Here is a 20902-nt window from a genome sequence, read left to right on the forward strand (position 1 = left end):
CGTTTAATACTCTTATCATATCACATTTGTTTGTGATAGAACCAGTTCTTCGGCAATTTGGAGCGCTTCACCCAATTTTGAAGGATCTTTTCCCCCGGCTTGCGCCATATCCGGACGTCCGCCGCCGCCGCCGCCGCATGCCGCAGCTGCTTCTTTAATGATTTTCCCGGCATGGAAACCTTGCTTCACAAGCTCTGGCGAAACAGCAGCAACTAGGTTTACTTTGTCTTCAGCAACTGCGCCTAGGACGATAATCGCATTGCCCAGCTTCGTTTTCAGCTCATCCACGATACCGCGGAGCGCATCCATCGATGGAGCATTAACCTCTGCAGCAAGCAAGGTGACGTCGCCTACTACCTTCGCCTTCGAATCAAGGGAACCCGCTTCGATACGGCTCAGCTTGCTTTGCAGCGATTCGTTGTCACGCGTCAGCTCTTTCACTTGACCGTGCAGCGCTTCGATGCGTTTAGGCACATCTGCGAGGTTCGACTTCAATTGTGCAGCCGCTTGCTTCAACAGATCAAGCTGACCTTCCATATACAGGTAAGCATTACGGCCTGTTACAGCCTCAATACGACGTACGCCAGAACCAATTCCGCTCTCGCTAACCAGCTTGAACAAACCGATTTGCGCGGTGCTTGTAACATGGCAGCCCCCACATAGCTCAAGGCTGTAATCGCCTACGCGAACGACACGCACAACATCGCCGTATTTCTCGCCGAAGAGTGCCATAGCGCCCATTTCTTTTGCCTCAGCAAGCGATTTGTAGTCGATTTGAAGCGTCGTGCCCAGCCAAATTTGTTGATTGACGCGACGTTCGATTTCAGTAAGCTCCTCTTGGCTGATGCTGCCAAAGTGCGAGAAGTCAAAACGAAGTCGATCCGGTTCAACAAGGGAACCTGCTTGATTAACATGTTCGCCGAGCACATCTTTGAGCGCACGGTGAAGCAAATGCGTTGCCGTATGGTTCTTGATCGTATCCTCGCGCGTTTGCGTCGAAACTGCCGCTTGAACTTGATCGCCAACAGATACGGTACCGCTCGCCACAACTGCATGATGCACCGATTGGCCGTGCGGAGCTTTCGTGACATTCTCAACCGTCAGCGTGAAGCCTTTACCTGTAATCGTACCGCTATCACCTACTTGACCGCCGCTTTCTGCGTAGAACGATGTACGATCAAGGATAACAAGTACCTGGCCGCCTTCAACAGCTGAGTCCACAAGAGCATCGCCGCTCACGATCGCAATAACCTTCGCGCCTTCCAGCGTCAGATCCTGATAGCCCACAAATTCTGATTTCACTGTGAAATCAGCAAGCGGACCGCCTTGCACATTCATACCGCCAGTGTCCTGACGAGCTGCACGTGCGCGTGTACGCTGCTCTTCCATCGAAGCATCGAAGCCTTCACGGTCCACAGACATTCCGTGTTCAGCTGCATAGTCCTCTGTCAAATCGAACGGGAAACCATACGTATCATAAAGCTTGAAAGCATCGGGACCGCTAATCAGCGTTTGACCGCCAGCCTTAGCCGTTTTCACAAGTTCACCAAGCAGCGCCAATCCGTCAGAAAGCGTTTCGTGGAAACGTTCTTCCTCTGTACGAATAACCTTCTCGATAAACTCGCGCTTCTCCACAACCTCCGGATAATGGCCGCCCATAATGTCGCCCACCACTTTTACCAGATCATACAGGAACGGACGATCCACACCGAGTGATTTGCCGTAACGCACTGCGCGGCGAAGCAAACGTCGGATAACATAACCACGGCCCTCGTTGGACGGCATTACGCCGTCGCCAACTGCGAACGCAACTGTACGGATATGGTCAGCAATTACTTTCAGCGCGATGTCGGTATCCGCATTCGTATGGTACGTTACGTTTGCGATTTGGCAGGTCCGATCAATTATCGGGCGGAACAAATCCGTATCGAAGTTGGAGTCCACGTTTTGCAGAATCGAAGTGATACGCTCCAGACCTGCGCCTGTATCGATGTTTTTATTCGGAAGCGGAGTATAGCTGCCGTCTTTATTATGATTATATTGCGAAAATACGAGGTTCCATACTTCCAGGAAACGTTCGTTTTCTCCGCCAGGCCAGCATTCCGGATCATTCAGATCGCCGAAAGCTTCGCCGCGGTCATAGAAGATCTCTGTACAAGGACCGCAAGGACCTTCGCCGATATCCCAGAAGTTATCTTGAAGACGGTAAATGCGCTTCTCCGGAAGACCGATTTTCTCACTCCAGAAGCGGAATGCTTCTTCATCCTCCGGATAAACCGTGACGGACAGACGCTCCGGATCGAAGCCGATCCATTCTTTGCTGGTCAGAAACTCCCAAGCCCACGTGATTGCTTCTTCTTTGAAGTAATCGCCAATCGAGAAGTTACCCAGCATCTCAAACATCGTTTGGTGACGGCGCGTTTTGCCGACATTCTCGATATCATTCGTACGGATACACTTCTGTGAGTTCGTAATCCGTGGATTGTCAGGAATAACGCGACCGTCAAAATAGGACTTAAGCGGTGCCATCCCTGCATTAATCCATAGCAATGAAGGGTCATTATGAGGAACTAATGAAGCGCTGGGCTCAATCTTGTGCCCTTTGCTCTCAAAAAATGCGAGCCACTTGGAACGGATTTCACTTGCTTTCATCACGGTTCAGCCTCCAATTATAAAATAAAAACAAAAAAACGCCCCTAAAAACAGGGACGAATCATTCGCGGTACCACCCTGGTTATCGCTGCAGCCGCCTACTTGGGCAGCACAAACGATCTCCTTAGACAGACGTTAACGGGTCTGATCCGGTGAAGTTCATTCACACTCCGAAACCAGCCTTCAGTCATCCTTCACCCTTAGAATTCTCTCAGCCAACGCGGGGCCTAATCGGCATGCGCGAAGGAATTCTTTCTCTGCTTGGCGGTCTATGACCTACTACGGTTTCATCAACGTTTTCACTGATAGTCAGGCGTAATTGTCATAAGTATAGCGACTATTGGCATGGTCTGTCAAATCGTCTTTCGCCTAACATAATATGCGAAGATATGCTGTACGATGACCTTCACCGCAGCGAAGATCGGCACCGCCAATATCATGCCGACAATACCCGCCAGTTCCCCGCCAACCAGCAGGGCAAAAATAATGGATAACGGATGCATATGCAGCGTTCTTCCGACCACTTGCGGCGAGATTATATTCCCCTCGAGAATTTGGCAGACCGAGTTGACGATCGCCACAAGCAGCATCATTTTGATCGACACGGTAGAAGCCACAATGAGCGCAGGTGCTGCGCCGAAGAAAGGCCCCAAATATGGAATGATGTTCGTCACTGCAACAACGCTCGCCAGAAGGAGCGGATACGGAATGCCGATAATCAAGTAACCCACATAGGCCAGCGTTCCGACAATGACACAGACGATAAACTGCCCCCGAATATAGCTTCCAAGTGCATGATCGATATCCTTGAGCAATCGGACCGCATGCTTGCGATGTGATTTGGGCACATAAGTTAGCAGTGTCCGTTCAAACACCTCGAAATCCTTCAAAATGTAGAACGCCAGGAAAGGGATAATAAATGCGATAAAGATCACGTTAATCATTTCACCAATATTGTTGATGAAAGCAAATATCGCATCAGAGCCCTGCTTCTCCAGCTTAAAGAGCGATTTCTCAATTCCGCTGCGGATGCTCTCCGGCAGAAACGACGAGTTATTTAAGTCATTGACCATACTCCGCGCCTGCATGGTGATATCCGGCATATGCCTGTTCAGCTCCTTGAGCTGATCCAAAAACATCGGAATGGCGTTCACAAGCACAACCGTAAGCGATGCGCAGAAAACGGCATATATAAGCAGAACCGCGATCGTACGCGGCACTTTGCGTTCATTCAGAAGACTGACTATCGGATTAAGCACATACGATATAATCATCGCAATCAGAAACGGTGCCAGAACCGCGCGCAAAAAAACGTAAATATGGATGATGATCGGCTTTAACAGCAGCAATAGATATAGAGCAGTCAGTCCCAATATGAGATAGACAAGCCATGCAAACAGACGGTTGTTCGTAAACCGTTCCACGGCTTCACTCCCCCTCAACTCGCGATACCCTTTACTGTCAGTATATGTACAAGTTGTTCAAATCATCCTCCGTTTCTTCCGCAAGGCCTATAAACACAAAAAAGGCGACCCCAGCAAGGTCGCCTCTTACACTGATATCCGCTTAGTTCGCATGAACCTGCGGCATTTCGTCTTCAAAAAACAGATCATCCAATGAGCTCAGTGTGCCGTCTTCTTCTACTTGATAGACCGACATTTTGTCACCGTTTACCGTCAATTCAATGAAGCAGCCCCAGCAGTAATACTGGTGTGATCCGATCTTGCCGATATCCTTCGAACTACAATTTGGGCATTTCATAATTCATTTCTCCCTATATCCGACTCAGAAACTGCGACCGGTGAGAGGAATGCCTCGCTTCCGGCCGGTACTATTATTACATTTTCACCAAGCATAACCTCATCAGCTTGCCGTGGAGCAGGAAGCCATTTGCGACCTTCCATAATATCCGCGATAAATCCGTCAGTCAGCTCATATCCTACTATTTGTGTACCCTGTATCTCGTCAAAATAAACATCAGATACACGACCAAGTTGTTCTCCATCCACCGTTATGACGGGTAAATCCTTCAATCGGATCGATCCGGTATGAAAAGAGCGCTGAATTTCGGCTTGTTTGGTCTTCCGGATGGACGCTTCATTCATAATAATGACCGCATCCTCACCGCAAACCATAACCTCATTCCAGAGCACTGATTTCATCGCAGTCAGAAACCGTCTGCCGGCGTCCAATATGATTCCGCCAAGCTGCCAATGCTCATCAAACCATGCATCTTTCACATGTCCGACTTGCTTGCCGGCATTCATTTCGATGACAGGAAGACCAATCAAATGCTGTAATCGCAACATCGATGGCAGAGCCTCCTAGGCATTAGTACGAACACGGTCCATAAAAGTTGCAACTTTCTTGGCGGCCAGTTCGAGTTCCTCCATAGTATTTCCCAAACCAAAGCTGAAACGTACAGCGGAAGCTTGTCTTTCTTGCGAAATATTCATCGATGTCAGCACATACGAGGGTTCGATGGCTCCTGACGTACAAGCAGACCCACCGGAAGCCGCGATTCCGGCTATATCCAGATTCATCAGCATGGACTCCGTGCTTACTCCTATAAAGCTCACATTCAGAATATGAGGAGCATAGTGGTCAGCATGGCCGTTCACGATAAGTCGGTCTGTACCTGCGATCTCACGCAACCGTTCTATCCATGTATAACGAAGCTTGTCTAAGAAAAGTTTCCGTTCTGCCATCGAATTCACAGAAAGTTCAAACGCTTTAGCGAATCCGACGATGCCGGCGATGTTTTCGGTTCCTGCGCGACGTTTGCGCTCTTGCGAACCGCCGCTAAGCAGCGGTTCCACCGCTGTGCCCTTGCGGATATACAATGCGCCTATACCCTGAGGCCCATTAATTTTATGAGCAGAGAAGCTCATGAGATCGACCGGAAGCTGACGCAAATCAATCGGGATAATGCCAAGCGCTTGTACCGCATCAACATGTACAAGCACACCACGAGACCGGGCGAGTTCACCGATCTCTGCAATCGGTTGAATCGTTCCAGTCTCATTGTTTACATACATGACGCTAATAAGCGCTGTATCAGCTTCAATAGCTTGTTCTACTTCCGAAACGTTCACTAAGCCCTGCTCATCCACCGGCAGAATCGTTACGCGAAAACCTTCACGTTGTAACGCTCTGCAAGATTGGAGCACCGCTTGGTGTTCAGTTGCGGACGTAATGATATGGGATTTGCCTTGTTTGCGAGCAGCTCTGGCAGCACCAATGAGCGCTGTATTATCACTTTCTGTTCCACCGCCGGTAAACACCAACTCGCCGGCTGTACAGCCGATCCCCATCGCAATCATATCGCGCGAACGGTTCACGAGCTGTCTTGCCGCACGACCGTAGCTGTGCGTACTTGAAGCATTTCCATATGTGCCGGTTAAGACTTCAAGCATAGCTTTCGCTGTTTCGGGATGCATAGGTGAAGTTGCTGCATGATCATAGTAAATTCGATCCATTATACAATCATCCTTAAATATAGAACATGTAGGAGTCCTGAGGCCCCTCTTCTTTATACGTTACGAGATCTGCGAGCGTTGTCGAATCAAGCACTTCTGCAATGCTATCACGGATTCTGAGCCACAAATTCCGCTTGGCAGGGTCATCCTCTTCCGTGAAATCAACAGGCGAAATAGGCCCTTCCAAAATACGAATGACATCGCCTGACGTAATTTCCTGCGGTTCCTTCGATAAAATGTAACCGCCGTAAGCGCCGCGGATACTCTTCACTAGACCTGCATTGCGTAATGGCGCAATAAGTTGCTCGAGATAATGCTCTGAAAGATGATTCCGCTCTGCGATGCTCTTCAGTGATGTTGGACCTTCTCCGAACTTACCTGCAAGCTCCATCATAATGGTTAGACCGTACCGGCCTTTGGTTGAAATTTTCAACTGCGACACCTCTTCCCGGGCTAAACTATATCTTATTTAAAGGCTGGAGCGATCATGGTTTACAATTCATGGTATTCCCATATCATATCTATGTTAACATACCTTAAACATAATATGTTGAAAAAACGATGACACTTTCATGAAAATCATGAGCAATCTATGCTACAATAGATGAATTGAATCGGTCGTACGGCGGAATTGATCCTCCGGAACGGCTTTGAACTATCAAGGCGGTGGTATTTAAGATGAGTAATTCTTCTATTCGTGTCGTCGTTGGCATGTCCGGCGGTGTGGATTCGTCCGTTACCGCGCTGCTGCTGAAGCAGCAAGGCTATGATGTCATCGGCATTTTCATGAAAAACTGGGATGATACCGACGAGTTCGGCCATTGCACGGCTGAAGAAGATGCGGAAGATGTTCGACGCGTCTGTGATCAAATCGGCATTCCTTATTATACGGTGAATTTCGAGAAAGCCTATTTCGATAAGGTGTTTGCTTATTTCCTCGATGAATATCGTAACGGTCGCACGCCTAATCCGGATGTCATGTGCAATCGTGAAATCAAATTCGGCGACTTCCTGCAGAAAGCCCTGGAGCTTGGCGCCGATTACTTGGCAACCGGTCATTACGCCCGCTTGGAACGAACAGCTGACGGGGAGTCTAAGCTTCTCAGAGGCGTCGATTCCAACAAAGATCAGACCTACTTCCTGCATGCGCTTCGCCAAGACCAGCTGGCCAAAGCGATGTTCCCCATCGGTCATCTTCCGAAACCGGAAGTAAGAAGAATCGCCGAGGAATTCGGACTTCATACAGCGAAGAAGAAAGACAGCACAGGCGTTTGTTTTATCGGCGAACGCAATTTCAAAGAGTTCCTAAGCGGCTACTTGCCTGCTCAGCCCGGTCCGATGATTGATATTGAATCAGGCGAAACCAAAGGTCGTCATGATGGTCTGATGTATTATACGCTTGGACAGCGGCAAGGACTTGGAATCGGCGGCTCAGGTAATGGCGAGCCGTGGTTCGTAGCAGATAAGGATCTCAAAGAAAACATTCTTTATGTCGTGCAAGGTGACCAACATGCAAGTCTATATTCCAAGAGCTTAATTGCAACCGGCATAAACTGGATTTCCCCGGTTAAGCCTGAAGGGCCGATTACGGTTACGGCCAAGTTCCGGTATAGACAAGCAGATCAAGCCGTCACATTGACGCTGCGCGAAGATGGTACAACAGGCGATGTCGTGTTCGAGAAACCGCAGAAGGCCATAACACCTGGGCAAGCTGTCGTCTTCTACGACGGCCATGTATGTCTGGGCGGCGGCACGATTGATATCGTGAATAAGTAAGCCTCAAATGTGTATCTGCGAGCATCTCTGATTCTACAATCAGAGATGCTTTTTATATTCAGCTGGAGAAGTCTCAATTTTTACTTAATCGTTTAAGTTCATCGCAGAATATGTTATTCTTATCCCAACGATTCTGCTCAAGCGGCAGTTCCACTTGAAAGTGAGATGATTCGGTCCAATGCGTAAAGTAACGATGAAGGACATTGCCGTGCAAGCAGGCGTCTCCGTTGCCACAGTCAGTTATATTATCAATAATGCCTCCAATCAGTCCATTCCAGAATCCACACGGGTGAAAGTGCTGCAAATCGCCAATGAGATCGGTTATGTTCCTAATCTAGCTGCCCGCTCCCTGATCAAGAACAAAACGGGCTTAGCCGGTGTGCTCATCAATAAAAGCAGCGCTTCATCTACGCGTGCATCCTTCGAACAGCTGGCTTTCATCGGCGAATTGGAGCGTCACCTTACTGCAGCAGGCTATCATATGATCATGCTTAGTTTTGACGGGACAAATCCTGCCTCCTTGAATGTTATTACGGAACGAAAGCTCGACGTTGTGTTTCTTATCGATGTAATGGACGATATTTTCTATACCGTTTCCGGTAATTTTGGAATGGGCGTTCCCCTCATCCTTATTGATAGTCTGATTCCTGACAATCTGTTTAAGCAAGTTGTTTATGATTATGAGGCTGCACTGCGTAAGGCTGCTATAGCGCTGGATGCTCCGCATTGCTTATTCATCGGGAAAAGTAACAATGTCGGTCACATGAAACACATCGAGCAATCTGCGGCTGCCCTTCAAATCCCAACTTACATCTATGGAAACATGGATGAGCTGGATACATTGCTACATGACGTTCCGTTTCAGCATGCCATCGTTTTAAATGAATTCATCGCGAATCATGTCGAACATCGAGGGAAATTCGAGAAGCTTGCCGTTATCTGTACATGTAATTGCCCGGAACTGCTAAGAGACGACATCATCCGCGTTACCTTCAGCAGTAAAGCAGATCTTGCATATTCGGTTATGATGATGCTTCTGTCAACGCGTAATTTATCCGAACAAGCAGAACAAACTGTATTTCGAGTTCCTGTAAACTAAATTTTTTTGCATTTCACTTAAACGTTTAAGTTAGATTAATCAGGAGGTATCTCATGTCCATTCCATCCCAATCATCAACAACATTATCCCGACAGCAGCAGCCGTTATCCCGCAATATTCCGTTCATTCATCTCTTTGCCGCTTACACCTTATCCATATTCGGCAACTCCTTCCATAGCATCGCCATTAATTTATGGGTGCTGAGCGTTACCGGGAGTGCCAAGCTGATGACCGTCATGATGGTAACAAATCTTGCGCTCAGCGCTTTACTTGGAACAGTAGCCGGTACCGTATCCGACCGACTGAACAGGCGTACAGTCATTCTTATCGCTGATCTGCTCCGCTTTATCGTTGTGCTGCTCATCGCGCTCAGTGTATCATTGCCGCATACTCCTTTTGCAATCATTGCCGTCTTATCCGCCTCAGTCACTGTTCTGGGATTGTTTCAATCTCCAGCCTTGCAAGCATCTATAACACCAATTGTCGGCAAAACCCACATCCAACGTGCTGTTGGGTTCATGAACATTTCAGATAACATTGCTCGTACCGTCGGATTTGCAGTCGGAGGGATTTTCGTGGCTGCCTTCGGTGGCGCTTGGGCCATTGCTATTGATGCCATGATGTACTTGGCGTCCTTTGTGCTTGTATGGAGTGCCGGTTCACTGACCGCTGCCGCTGATTCTCCCGACAAGCAAATGAAGATGAAGTCAACCTCGTTTAAAGAAGCCTTTATGGATGGCTTGCGGAGTGTACGCAGCAATCCATTCGCGAAATCGGTCATGATTCTTATTCCAAGCTTGCTCTTATTCTTCATGACTGCTTTTATGCTGACGCAAGTGATGGCCTATAAGGTATGGCATGCTACTCCATTCCAATTCGGCCTCATTGAAGCTTGTATCCCTGTTGGCTATATGGCCGGTTCAGGCATCATTGTGATGCTCGGCAGACGCATTCGGCATCGCGGCAAATGGATCATGATCAATCTCATGCTGCTGGGTCCGCTCTACATGCTGCTTGCGAGAACAGAATCCGCCGCGGCAGCAATTCCCCTTATCGTGTTGATCGGATTTATGTTTTCCTTCTGCACGCTTCTCATTACCATTATTCTGCGCATGGAAGTGGCCGAAGAGCTGCAGGGCCGTATGTTTGGTACATTAGGCTCGCTTACCGGCGTTGCGCCTTCCATTGGCCTTGTTCTATCCTCGTATTACGCGGATTTGTATGGTTCAGGTACAATCATGCTTGTAGTCGGCTGTTTGATGCTGCTGTTCGGATTAGCCGCGAATTGGCGTTTGTCTGTCATAAGAAATTATCATTAGATGCAAAATAAAAAGGCATACGCGTGTGAGCATATGCCTTGCTTGTATAATAGCGGTTAGCCGGTTTCAGCTTGCAATTCGATACTTTCTTCTTCTACTTGGCTTCCCTGCTTGCGGATGATGATTCTGGATATCCGTAAGTGGTCCGTCTCTTCAATCACGAACTCAAAGCCGTCCGGATGCACGACACGTTGGCCTTTAGTCGGAGGATTCTCGATCTGTGCATAGAACCAGCCGCCGATCGTATCGTAATCGTCGCTTTCGATTTCCAATCCAAAGTAGCTGTTTACCTCTTCAATCAACATCATGCCGTTGATGGAATGGGATTGGTCATCTCTTGGCTCGATATCGGGGCGTTCTTCATCAAATTCATCCTGAATTTCACCGACGATTTCTTCCATGATGTCTTCCAGCGTTACTAGTCCAGACGTGCCGCCATATTCATCGATGAGAATGGCGATTTGGGTCTTCTTCTTCTGCATCAGCTTAAGCAGGTTGCTGATTTGCATGGAATCAGGCACCGTTGTCATCGGACGCGTAATCGTTCGAATATCAGGCAAGCCTTGATGCGTTACTTTAAGTAAGTCTTTAATGTGGACAAATCCGATGATGTTGTCCTTATCACCATCACAAACCGGATAACGAGTATGCATCTCTTTAAGCGCAATGGCCTGGTTCTCGTCGAACGACAAGTTTGCATACAAGCATATCATCTCGGTACGTGGGATCATAATCTCCCGCGCATGGGTTTCGGCAAAATCAAATATATTATCGACAAGCGTTAGCTCCGTATTATCAATTAGTCCGGATTTATGACTTTCTTTCATCAAGATGCGAATTTCTTCTTCGGTATGGGCGGATTCATGTTCTGCTGCAGGTTCAATACCAACGCGCTTCAGCAACCAGTTGGCTGTACCATTGAGCAGATAGATAAACGGATACATGATTTTGTGAAAACCGATGAGCGGCATAGCCGTCCACAACGTTACCGTTTCTGCTTTGCGAATAGCAAAGGTTTTGGGAGCGAGTTCTCCAAGAACAATGTGCAATACCGTAATGATCGTGAAAGCGATAATAAAGGCAATCGTATGAATTGCGACTGGGCTAAAATGGAACTTCTCAAGCAATGGTTCAAGCATCGCAGCAATGGCAGGTTCACCTACCCAGCCGAGGCCAAGTGATGCAAGCGTAATTCCAAGCTGACAAGCCGACAGATAGGCATCCAAATTGCTAGTTAGCCTGGATGCAAAATAGGCACGGCGATTGCCGTCCAGCGCCAGTGAATCAATCCGGCTGCTTCTTACTTTCACCATGGCAAATTCCGCAGCTACGAAAAAACCATTCAGAAAAACGAGTAAAACGATTAAAAGTAAGTTTAAAAATATGGGTAACGGGTCACTACTCAACGATTCCCTGTTTGCCGCAATTGCGACGAACAGGTGCACCTCCTTCTGGGACTTAAAATTATAAAGAAACGTTATAATACTAGAGTAGTCGATGAAGCAACTTTACGTCAAATGCCGTCATCCCACCTTCTGGCCCGTATTCGCGGTTCTAGTTATGTTTATTCCATAAAGGTCGGCCTTTATGCGCTATTTTCTAGCTCCTGCTTACGTTTTTGGGGATTCAGCTGTTATTTCCGTCATTTCCGCCGCTCCTGATTTTGTCGAATCTTGTCCTCCATCCCCTGATTCGTAGCATGGTAGAACGTTTTCTTCGCAATTCGCTCCGGCAAATACACCTGCTTTACATAATGTCCAGGGTAATCATGCGGATACTTATACCCAACATGCCCAAGACGCGCAGCACCGCTGTAGTGAGTATCTCTCAAGTGATGAGGCACTTCTGCTGCTCCAAGCTGCTCAATGGCGTTCATGGCATTGCCAATCGCGACTGCAGCGGCATTAGACTTCGGACTTTCTACAGCAAACAGAATCGCCTGCGTAATATTGTACTTTGCTTCCGGCCAGCCAATTTTGTGATATGCGTCCATGGCCGTTACTGCTTGAACCATCGCTTGTGGATTCGCTAGTCCTATATCCTCGCTGCAAGCAACGATTAGCCGCCGTATGAAAGTCATCGGATCCATACCTAGCTTCTCGACCGCATAGAGAAACCAGAACAACGCAGCGTCGCTTGAACCCCTGACACTCTTGTGGAAGGCAGACAACACATCGTATTGTGTCGATTCATCCGCTCGAATGGTCGGCTTACGAATGGACTCTTCCGCCACACCAAGCGTGACGATAACAGAGCCATCTGGCTGAGACGGTGTCGTGACGGCTGCCAGTTCCAGCGCATTCAGTGCGCGGCGAATATCACCGCCTGCCATGGAGGCCATATGCTGCAATGCATCATCCTCGACAGTCAAATCCATAAATCCAAGCCCACGATCTCTGTCCGCCAGCGCACGACGCATCGCGGTAAGTGCGTCCTCTCGCGTAAGCGACTCCAGTTGGAAGAGCGTCGATCTGGAAAGTAAAGCTCCATTCACATAATGAAACGGATTCTCTGTAGTTGCGCCAATAAAGATAATGGTTCCCTGCTCGACCGCCGGCAGCAGCGCGTCTTGCCTTGCCGAGTTAAAGCGGTGCACCTCGTCTAAGAACAGGATCGTTTTGCGGCCATACATCGACTTCGTGACCCTTGCCTGCTCAATCACTTCCCTCACGTCCTTGACGGACGCATCCACGGCATTCAGCTTCACAAACTCCCCTTGCGTACGTTTCGAGATGATATGTGCAAGAGTCGTCTTTCCGCAGCCTGGTGGTCCATACAGCAGAATGGATGTGATTTGATCCGCTTCAATTGCTCGTCGAAGCAGCTTGCCGGGCCCAACAATGTCAGACTGACCTATATATTCTTCAATCGTTTGAGGACGCATTCGGTCAGCGAGCAGCTTCGCTCTTGGCGTTTGTTCCTCATTCTGATAGGTAAATAAATCCATCGCTCACACGTTCCTTTCCTGCTTATCATAGCACACTAGCACAAACGTTCGCTATTGTTACACGTCCCCTTCATGCAAGAAGACCTTCCCCAGTTCGGAGAAGGTCTTCATAGAAGGCTGGCGATTATTAGCCAAAAAACGTCTGGAAGAGCAAATAAATATTCAATCCAGCAATGACGACTGTGACAAACCAAGCGAGTAATTTGAGCCAGAGCGGATTTGCAAACTTGCCCATCTTCTCTTTGTCACTTGTAAATTTAACGAGCGGAATGACAGCAAAGGAGAGCTGCAGTGACAAGATGACTTGACTCAGAATGAGCAGCTGCGCCGTTCCGCTTGCACCATACAGCCAAGTTACGATAACAGCCGGGATGATCGCAATGAGCCGCGTAATCAGCCGTCTCAACCATGGAGCCAGCCGAATGTTCAGGAAGCCTTCCATGACGATCTGGCCTGCGAGCGTGCCGGTCAACGTTGAATTCTGGCCAGCTGCGAGCAGCGCGACCCCGAACAGGACACTTGCCACTGTTGTTCCCAGCATCGGTGCTAGCAGATGATAGGCTTCACCGATCTCCGCTATTTCGGTGTGGCCAGCCGCATGGAAGCTTGCCGCTGCAATGATGAGAATAGCCGCATTAATGAATAACGCGAAAAATAAAGCAATAGTGGAATCCCAAGTCGCATATTTGATCGCTTGGCGTTTACCAAGCTCAGTCTGTTCGATTTGACGCGTTTGTACGATAGAAGAGTGCAAATACAGATTATGCGGCATTACCGTGGCACCTAGAATACCGATAGCGATATAGAGCATAGCCGGATTGGTAATAATCTCAGAGCTTGGAATGAAGCCCTTCATGACTTCGCCTACTTGAGGCTGTGACCAGAAGATTTCAACCAGGAAACAGCCGCCGATCGTAACGATCAGCACGATTACAAGCGCTTCTATATATCGAAATCCCTTATTTTGCAGGAGCAGAATGAGCAGTACATCCAGAACCGTTATAATGACCCCTGCTATTAGCGGTATGCCGAACAGTAAATTAAGCGCGATCGCAGTTCCGATGACCTCAGCTAGGTCACAAGCAGCTATAGCGAGCTCGCACAGCACCCAAAGCGCCATGGAGACAGGTTTGCTGTAATGGTCTTTACAAGCTTGCGCCAGGTCGCGTCCTGTCACGATACCAAGCTTACCAGCAAGTGCTTGGAGCAGAATCGCCATTAGGTTAGAAAGTAAGATAACGGATAAGAGCGTGTAGCCGAACTTTGAGCCGCCCGCTAGGTCGGTCGCCCAATTGCCCGGGTCCATGTAACCGACTGCCACGAGATAACCTGGGCCGGCGAAAGCAAGAAACTTGCGAAACCACGAACCCGTCTTCGGAATCTTCATGGAGCGGTACACTTCAGGAAGTGAATTTGTTGTTCTGGAATTTCGCCAGCCTTTCTCAGGTGCCAGCGGATTCGATTGATCGCTCATTGTTCTCACCTCATGTAAACATCATTATATCGTATACCCCTTACAAATATGCAGGAGTGAAACTGTTGTTGCCTACTTTCATTGTACACATACAAAAAAGTTTGTCAAAGGCAACTTTTGTTGACTAGGACAACACTCCGCAAAAAAAAAAGCCCGAATCTGCAGGATCTGCCTGCATAATTCGGGCTTAAGCGAGTTACTTATCCGATGGACGTTTATGCTGCTTCTGCAGCTTTTCCGCCATTTCATTGATGCGCTTCGTACGCGTTACTTCTTGCTTCGCCTCATTGATCCAGCGAATATATTCTTTGCGATGCGAAGGAGCGAGCTCTGCGAAGAACGCTGCTGCTTCCGGTTGTGCCGCAAGTGCTGCAGTGACATCATCCGGAATGACCAGTTCCTTTACTGCAGTCGTAGTCGTACGGCCGATATCGGCAGCACGGCTCGCTCTCGCTGAGGTTTGACCCATGCCCACAGGACGGAAGCGCATAGCCGACCATGTCTCATCGACTGAAACGAGCGAAACGCCTTCCCAGCCTTCTTCCTTGACGACTTTCCAGCCGCGGTCGCGGTTAATGTCTGTCCGAATTTTGGCCGTCCCTTTCGGGTAGCAAATCCAGAGAAGACCCTCCTTCTTGACCGCTTTAAGCGCCTTAGGCGCATGTTCATTCAAGCTTGCAATGTCCTTGGCAAACAACATGACAAAATCATAGGTGCCAGCGTCCATTTCGTCGAACGGCTCATGATCCTCGACACCAAGCTCTTCCTCGTAGGAAGGAGCAGGCGCTTCCAAGACCGCAATGCGCATATCGAGCGATAGACGTAATTTGTTAACGAGTTCCGCGTTCATCTAGGAAATACCTCCATTAGCGAGCAAGTCTTTCACCACTACACTCACCATAATAAGTCCCGCAACCGGAGGGACAAAAGCATTGCTGGACGGCGGCTGCTGTGCTTTACGAATTTCCGGCGCGTTCTCAGGCACGATACGCTGTGTGACATCCTCACGCGGCTTCATCGGCTCTTCCGTCGAGAACACGACCTTTACGCCTTTCTTAATGCCGTCCTTACGCAGTTTCTGACGGACGACACGTGCGATCGGATCCATCGAGGTTTTGGAAATATCCGCTACCTGGAATTTGGTCGGATCCATTTTGTTCGCTGCACCCATGCTGGAGATGATCGGGATTTTACGCTCTAAACATTGTTTGATCAAATGGATCTTATAGGAAATCGTATCCGATGCGTCTACGACATAATCCAGCGGATATTCGAAGAGCTTCTCATAGGTTTCCTCCGTGTAGAACATCCGCAGCGATATCGCGTCGCATTCCGGATTGATGAGCTTGATGCGGTCACGCATGAGGTCCGCTTTGGGCTGACCGACCGTCGTGGTGAGCGCGTGAATTTGGCGGTTAATGTTCGTAATATCGACGACATCTTTATCGATGAGGATAATGCGGCCTACGCCTGTACGTGCGAGTGCTTCTGCAGCAATGCCACCGACACCGCCAATACCGAGCACAGCAACCGTACTGCCCTTCATCAGCTCCAGACCTTCTGGACCGATGGCGAGCTCCGTTCGTGAGAATTGGTGCAGCATAATGGAAATACACCTCTTGGCTTTGATTTGTGACTGCTATAAACATAAAGAATCCGGCTCTCGCCGCTACACGCGGACGAAAGCCGGTTGTTGGATTAGTTAGTCTGCTGTGCGGAAGCACCGGCTGCTGCAGCCTCAGGCTGTTTCGCAGGCTTCTGAATTGTACGGATATGCAGCTGTTGAAGCTGGGAGATATCCACTTCGGATGGTGCGTCGCAGAGCAGGTCTGTTGCACTTGCTGTCTTAGGGAACGCGATCGTTTCACGAAGATTCGTGCGTCCTGCAAGAAGCATCACAAGGCGGTCAAATCCGAATGCAAATCCGCCGTGTGGAGGCGTTCCATAATCGAAGGCATCGAGCAAGAAACCAAACTTCTCATGCGCCTCTTCAAGGGAGAAGCCAAGTGCTTTGAACATAAGTTCTTGTACGTCACGTTTGTAGATCCGCATAGAACCGCCGCCGACTTCGTAACCGTTCAGAACAAGGTCGTAAGCTTGTGCGCGGACTGCGCCAGGATCTGTCTCGAACAACGGCAGATCTTCTTCATTCGGACGTGTGAACGGATGGTGTTCAGCTACATAACGTTTCGCTTCTTCATCGTAGCCGAGCAGCGGGAAGTCAACAACCCACTCCAGCTTGAATTTGGACTCATCGATCAAACCAAGCTGTTTACCGATCTTCAGACGCAGGTTGCCAAGTACATCCGCAACAACTTTCTTCTTATCCGCGGAGAACAACAGCAAGTCGCCCTCTTCCACGCCAAGACGCTCTGTCATCGCTGCAATTTCTTCAGGCTTGAAGAATTTCACGATCGGACCGCGCCATTCGCCTTCCTTCACGGTTACCCAAGCCAAACCTTTACCGCCATAACGCGCTGCAAACGGTTGTAGATCATCAAGCTCTTTACGGCTCCAGCTTGCACAGCCCTTTGCGTTCAACACTTTAACAACACCGCCGCTTGCGCTGACGGATGCAAATACTTTCACGTCGCTGTTAGCTACGATATCCGTAATGTCTTCCATCTCCATGCCAAAACGCAGGTCAGGCTTGTCGGAGCCGTATTTGTTCATCGCATCCGCATGCGTAATACGTTGGAATGGTGTAGGAATTTCAACGCCAACGGTTTCTCGGAACAATTTAACAACAAGCTCTTCCATCAGGTTCAGCAGCTGATCCTGCGACAAGAAGGAAGTCTCGATGTCGACTTGCGTGAATTCCGGCTGACGGTCTGCACGAAGATCCTCATCGCGGAAGCAGCGCGCGATTTGATAGTAGCGCTCAAGTCCACTTACCATAAGCAGCTGCTTGAAAATTTGCGGCGATTGCGGCAGCGCGAAGAATTCGCCCGGATGAACGCGGCTTGGAACCAAGTAGTCACGTGCGCCTTCCGGTGTGCTCTTCGTTAAGATCGGCGTTTCAACGTCGATGAAACCTTCTCCGTCCAAATAGTCGCGGAATACTTTAGCCGCTTTGGAACGAAGAAGCAGCGTCTTCTGCATCTCAGGGCGGCGCAGATCCAGGTAACGATATTTCAGACGAAGCGACTCATCGACTTCAACACCATCTTCGATTGGGAATGGAGGTGTTTTTGCAGCATTCATAATTTCGATTTCCGTCACGCGGATCTCAATTTCACCTGTCGAGATATTTTTGTTAACGGTCTCGGCATCACGTTCTACGACTTGACCGCGAACGGCAAGCACGAATTCATTACGAGCGCGGTCCGCAATCGCCAGTGCGTCGCCCGAGAAATCAGGGTTGAATACGATTTGCACGATACCTGTACGGTCACGCAGATCGATAAACAATACTCCGCCAAGGTCGCGGCGGCGTTGTACCCAGCCGTTCATTGTGACCGTTTGTCCTACTTCCGCTTTCGTCAGTGTTCCACAAGAATGAGTTTTTAACATCATGATAGGTTAGAAGCTCCTTTTATAATGGGATTATAGGGCGATGCCTTATTTCAAAATTTCATCTGCAAGCTGATCAAGCGCAACGGACTGCTGTTCACCGGTCGTCATGTTCTTCAACATGATCTCGCCGCGGGCCAGTTCATCGTCACCGAGAATGGCTGTGTAACGAACCTGCAGCCTGTCGGCTGACTTCATTTGCGCTTTCATCTTGCGACCTTGATAGTCGCGTTCAGCGGATATGCCGCGCAATCTCAGTCCGTGCAGCAGCCGCGTTACTTCACGATCTGCCGCCTCGCCTAGACCAACCATGTACACATCGACCTGATGCAGGTTATCCAGCTGTACGCCTTGGCACTCCAGCAGCATAACCGTACGCTCAAGACCAAGTCCAAGACCTACGCCCGGTTGATCCGGTCCGCCGATATCGGCTACAAGCCCATTGAATCGACCGCCGCCGCCGATTGTATCGATAGCGCCAATACCTTCAGCTTTGTACTCAAATGCAGTATGCGTGTAATAATCCAAACCACGTACTAGACGCGGATTGATGTAATACGGAATGTTCATGCCGGTCAAGTGCATTTGAAGCGCTTCGAAGTGGGTGCTGCACTCTTCATCCAAGCTATCCAGAATAGAAGGTGCCCCTTCAAAATGATGCTGATCCGTCTTACAATCCAGCACGCGCAGCGGGTTGCGATCCATACGCGCTTGGCAATCCTTGCACAGGATCTCGCGTTTGGGCTCTAAGAAACCTAGCAGCTTCTCGCGGAATGCTGCCCGAACAGCCGGTGTCCCGACGGAATTGATTTCAACGCGAACGTCCTTCAATCCCACTTCGGAGTAGAACGTGTAGCCTAGTGCAATAACTTCAGCATCCAGTGCAGCATCTACAGCACCAAGTGCTTCAATTCCGAATTGGTGGAACTGACGATAACGCCCCGCTTGCTGACGCTCATAACGGAACATCGGCCCGATATAATACAGCTTCGTCAGGTCAGGCTCGCCATACAGCTTGTTCTCGACATACGCACGAACCGCGCCTGCCGTACCTTCCGGACGCAGCGTTAGGCTGCGGTTACCACGGTCGGTGAAGGTGTACATTTCTTTCTCCACGATATCGGTCGTTTCCCCGACACCGCGCTTATACAGCTCCGTCATTTCAAACATTGGCGTGCGGATCTCGCGGAAATTAAATCGACGGCAAATCTCACGCGCTTTGCTCTCGACAAACTGCCATTTCTCTACCGAGCCCGGCAAAAAGTCCTGCGTGCCCGGAGGCTTCTGAAAGCCCATGTTCATTCCCCCTAAAAGTACTGCGATCAAATGATGATCATCAAAAAAAGCCCTCGTCCTCCGCCTCAAAAAAGGCAAAGGGACGAGAGCTTGTAACATACAAAGCTACCGTGGTACCACCCACATTCCGAATCAATGCAATTGATTCGCTTCAATCGGTTAACGCCCGACTACGCAATACAGCTAGTGAGCAAGCGCGTTACGCTCCTGCAGGTTCACCGCATGTCCTCTGGGAAGTCTGTTCGCTCAAGCACGCCAAGGATTCTTCCAGCCAAGGAATCCCTCTCTGAATCGGTGCGGGTAGAACGAATCGGTCCCTTCAACGGATCGACATAATATAACCTTTATTGTATCGTTCGCATAACCATGTGTCAAGGGTTCAACACACAATCATTTCCACATCTCATTATGCCCACGTCGCGCAGCGACATACCTGGCTCGCTCTTCGCTCTTAGGTCTTCGCTCTTTGCCCTTTGCCCTTGCACTTAGGTCACGCAGTGACCATCGCCTTTCGCTCTTCGGTCGCGATAGCGACCAAAAACCCACTAACTTCCCCGCGGGATACGAGCGGGCATCCAGGTTACCGTGCGAGTGGCAAAGCCGCGAGCACCTGGTAACCATACATCCCTTCCCGCGCCAAAAGTAAAGCGTGTCCCGAACGGGACGAAAGCGAGCACAAGCAAGCACCCACACATAAGCGCCTCTTAGGCGGACCACGTTATGATGGTCCCGCGAGGGACACCAGGTCGATAAACCCTGCCAAAAGTAAAGCGTGTCCCGTATGGGACGAAAGCGAGCACTTACACGAATGACGATCGCGACCGGTTCTCTGTAACTCCGACGTTATTCCATTTCCGGGTGTCCAGAGGGACGGGTCCCTCGGGGTCCCCCTTCCAGGGGGATTTAGGGGGTCTCCCACATAAAGAAAAAGAACCTACACACAAGTTGTAGGTCCATCAAAGTAATATATTCAAAAAAGGGGGTCGACTTTTATTATAGCCCACCCATGTTAGAGAATCATTTTAAACACATTACAGTTTCGTTACAAAAAATAAAGCGATTTCTCGCTTTTTTCGCAGCAGCCGACAGCAAAGGACGGAGCGCTTCGACTAAGAAACGTCCGTCCTTCCAGTCCGTTACATATGCTCGCCTACCGGAGAACGTCTAGGCGTTGCAGCGAAACCTCCAAAGTCAGCGGATGCTTCAATATTTTCTTCCATTTCCGCGAAAATGAGTGCTTCGCGGCGATCTGCATGAAGCAGCCTGCGCGAAATCCGTTCGACACTCTGCTCCTTACGCGACTGATGCATAACGAGAATCCCTCCACCGTTGTCGTGCACGAATGAG

17 protein-coding genes are annotated in these 20902 nt (G+C 49.3%); 3 read left to right on the top strand and 14 right to left on the bottom strand.

Features of this window, described 5'->3' with window-relative positions; genetic code table 11:
- Nucleotides 1–15: 15 nt before the first annotated feature.
- The 6 genes from alaS to cymR all read right to left on the bottom strand — a co-directional run bounded on the left by alaS (nt 16) and on the right by cymR (nt 6564).
- Complete coding sequence (alaS, locus tag AC506A_RS09370) at nt 16–2652, bottom strand: alanine--tRNA ligase (protein WP_495461009.1); 2637 nt, start codon at nt 2650–2652, stop codon at nt 16–18.
- Between the two features lie 353 nt (nt 2653–3005).
- Complete coding sequence (locus AC506A_RS09375; protein ID WP_495460662.1) at nt 3006–4076, bottom strand: AI-2E family transporter; 1071 nt, start codon at nt 4074–4076, stop codon at nt 3006–3008.
- Nucleotides 4077–4218: 142 nt separating this feature from the next.
- Entirely contained in the window at nt 4219–4413 is a 195-nt protein-coding gene (locus AC506A_RS09380; RefSeq protein ID WP_494817007.1) for a YrzR-like zinc ribbon domain, read from the bottom strand.
- Nucleotides 4410–4961 (bottom strand): PRC-barrel domain-containing protein, encoded by a 552-nt coding sequence (locus tag AC506A_RS09385; protein ID WP_495460663.1) that lies wholly within the window; start codon nt 4959–4961, stop codon nt 4410–4412. Before AC506A_RS09385 ends, AC506A_RS09380 begins: the two co-directional genes overlap by 4 nt.
- Before the next feature lie 15 nt (nt 4962–4976).
- A complete protein-coding gene (locus tag AC506A_RS09390) occupies nt 4977–6131 on the bottom strand; it encodes a cysteine desulfurase family protein (RefSeq protein ID WP_495460664.1) in 1155 nt (384 codons plus the stop codon).
- 13 nt (nt 6132–6144) lie between these two features.
- The gene (cymR, locus tag AC506A_RS09395; protein ID WP_495460665.1) at nt 6145–6564 is read right to left on the bottom strand and encodes a cysteine metabolism transcriptional regulator CymR; all 420 of its coding nucleotides are present in this window, start codon (nt 6562–6564) and stop codon (nt 6145–6147) included.
- Nucleotides 6565–6809: 245 nt separating this feature from the next.
- On the opposite strand from cymR, the gene mnmA reads away from it, so the two are divergent.
- The 3 genes from mnmA (at nt 6810) to AC506A_RS09410 (ending at nt 10325) form a co-directional block, all read left to right on the top strand.
- Nucleotides 6810–7907 carry a tRNA 2-thiouridine(34) synthase MnmA gene (mnmA, locus tag AC506A_RS09400; RefSeq protein WP_495460666.1) on the top strand — a complete coding sequence of 366 codons (1098 nt, stop codon included), beginning with the start codon at nt 6810–6812 and terminating at the stop codon, nt 7905–7907.
- Nucleotides 7908–8085: 178 nt separating this feature from the next.
- Nucleotides 8086–9006, top strand: coding sequence for a LacI family DNA-binding transcriptional regulator (locus tag AC506A_RS09405; RefSeq protein ID WP_495460667.1), 921 nt, complete (start codon nt 8086–8088; stop codon nt 9004–9006).
- A gap of 53 nt (nt 9007–9059) precedes the next feature.
- Entirely contained in the window at nt 9060–10325 is a 1266-nt protein-coding gene (locus AC506A_RS09410; RefSeq protein WP_495460668.1) for an MFS transporter, read from the top strand.
- Nucleotides 10326–10381: 56 nt separating this feature from the next.
- Here AC506A_RS09410 and AC506A_RS09415 read toward each other — a convergent pair whose 3' ends face one another.
- The 8 genes from AC506A_RS09415 to AC506A_RS09450 all read right to left on the bottom strand — a co-directional run bounded on the left by AC506A_RS09415 (nt 10382) and on the right by AC506A_RS09450 (nt 20865).
- Nucleotides 10382–11731, bottom strand: coding sequence for a hemolysin family protein (locus AC506A_RS09415; RefSeq protein ID WP_495460669.1), 1350 nt, complete (start codon nt 11729–11731; stop codon nt 10382–10384).
- A 236-nt stretch (nt 11732–11967) separates the two neighbouring features.
- Nucleotides 11968–13272, bottom strand: coding sequence for a replication-associated recombination protein A (locus AC506A_RS09420; RefSeq protein ID WP_495460670.1), 1305 nt, complete (start codon nt 13270–13272; stop codon nt 11968–11970).
- Nucleotides 13273–13399: 127 nt separating this feature from the next.
- Nucleotides 13400–14746, bottom strand: coding sequence for an Nramp family divalent metal transporter (locus tag AC506A_RS09425; protein ID WP_495460671.1), 1347 nt, complete (start codon nt 14744–14746; stop codon nt 13400–13402).
- A gap of 196 nt (nt 14747–14942) precedes the next feature.
- On the bottom strand, nt 14943–15596 hold the full coding sequence (locus AC506A_RS09430) for a YdeI/OmpD-associated family protein (protein ID WP_495460672.1): 654 nt from the start codon (nt 15594–15596) through the stop codon (nt 14943–14945).
- A complete protein-coding gene (locus AC506A_RS09435; RefSeq protein WP_495460673.1) occupies nt 15597–16349 on the bottom strand; it encodes a tRNA threonylcarbamoyladenosine dehydratase in 753 nt (250 codons plus the stop codon). It lies immediately after the preceding gene.
- Nucleotides 16350–16444: 95 nt separating this feature from the next.
- Nucleotides 16445–18262 (bottom strand): aspartate--tRNA ligase, encoded by a 1818-nt coding sequence (gene aspS, locus AC506A_RS09440; protein ID WP_495460674.1) that lies wholly within the window; start codon nt 18260–18262, stop codon nt 16445–16447.
- A 45-nt stretch (nt 18263–18307) separates the two neighbouring features.
- Entirely contained in the window at nt 18308–19555 is a 1248-nt protein-coding gene (gene hisS, locus AC506A_RS09445) for a histidine--tRNA ligase (protein WP_495460675.1), read from the bottom strand.
- A gap of 1136 nt (nt 19556–20691) precedes the next feature.
- On the bottom strand, nt 20692–20865 hold the full coding sequence (locus AC506A_RS09450) for a hypothetical protein (RefSeq protein ID WP_177186732.1): 174 nt from the start codon (nt 20863–20865) through the stop codon (nt 20692–20694).
- Nucleotides 20866–20902: the final 37 nt, after the last annotated feature.

Source organism: Paenibacillus sp. N22P23, assembly GCF_059383735.1.

Excerpts from the sequence above, each read along its gene's own strand:
- AC506A_RS09380 (WP_494817007.1), bottom strand. The coding sequence starts at position 4,413 with ATGAAATGCCCAAATTGTAGTTCGAAGGATATCGGCAAGATCGGATCA.
- alaS (WP_495461009.1), bottom strand. The coding sequence starts at position 2,652 with ATGAAAGCAAGTGAAATCCGTTCCAAGTGGCTCGCATTTTTTGAGAGC.
- AC506A_RS09405 (WP_495460667.1), top strand. The coding sequence starts at position 8,086 with ATGCGTAAAGTAACGATGAAGGACATTGCCGTGCAAGCAGGCGTCTCC.
- AC506A_RS09420 (WP_495460670.1), bottom strand. The coding sequence starts at position 13,272 with ATGGATTTATTTACCTATCAGAATGAGGAACAAACGCCAAGAGCGAAG.
- AC506A_RS09450 (WP_177186732.1), bottom strand. The coding sequence starts at position 20,865 with ATGCATCAGTCGCGTAAGGAGCAGAGTGTCGAACGGATTTCGCGCAGG.
- AC506A_RS09430 (WP_495460672.1), bottom strand. The coding sequence starts at position 15,596 with ATGAACGCGGAACTCGTTAACAAATTACGTCTATCGCTCGATATGCGC.
- mnmA (WP_495460666.1), top strand. The coding sequence starts at position 6,810 with ATGAGTAATTCTTCTATTCGTGTCGTCGTTGGCATGTCCGGCGGTGTG.
- AC506A_RS09385 (WP_495460663.1), bottom strand. The coding sequence starts at position 4,961 with ATGTTGCGATTACAGCATTTGATTGGTCTTCCTGTCATCGAAATGAAT.
- AC506A_RS09390 (WP_495460664.1), bottom strand. The coding sequence starts at position 6,131 with ATGGATCGAATTTACTATGATCATGCAGCAACTTCACCTATGCATCCC.
- AC506A_RS09410 (WP_495460668.1), top strand. The coding sequence starts at position 9,060 with ATGTCCATTCCATCCCAATCATCAACAACATTATCCCGACAGCAGCAG.
- AC506A_RS09435 (WP_495460673.1), bottom strand. The coding sequence starts at position 16,349 with ATGCTGCACCAATTCTCACGAACGGAGCTCGCCATCGGTCCAGAAGGT.
- hisS (WP_495460675.1), bottom strand. The coding sequence starts at position 19,555 with ATGGGCTTTCAGAAGCCTCCGGGCACGCAGGACTTTTTGCCGGGCTCG.
- aspS (WP_495460674.1), bottom strand. The coding sequence starts at position 18,262 with ATGATGTTAAAAACTCATTCTTGTGGAACACTGACGAAAGCGGAAGTA.
- AC506A_RS09425 (WP_495460671.1), bottom strand. The coding sequence starts at position 14,746 with ATGAGCGATCAATCGAATCCGCTGGCACCTGAGAAAGGCTGGCGAAAT.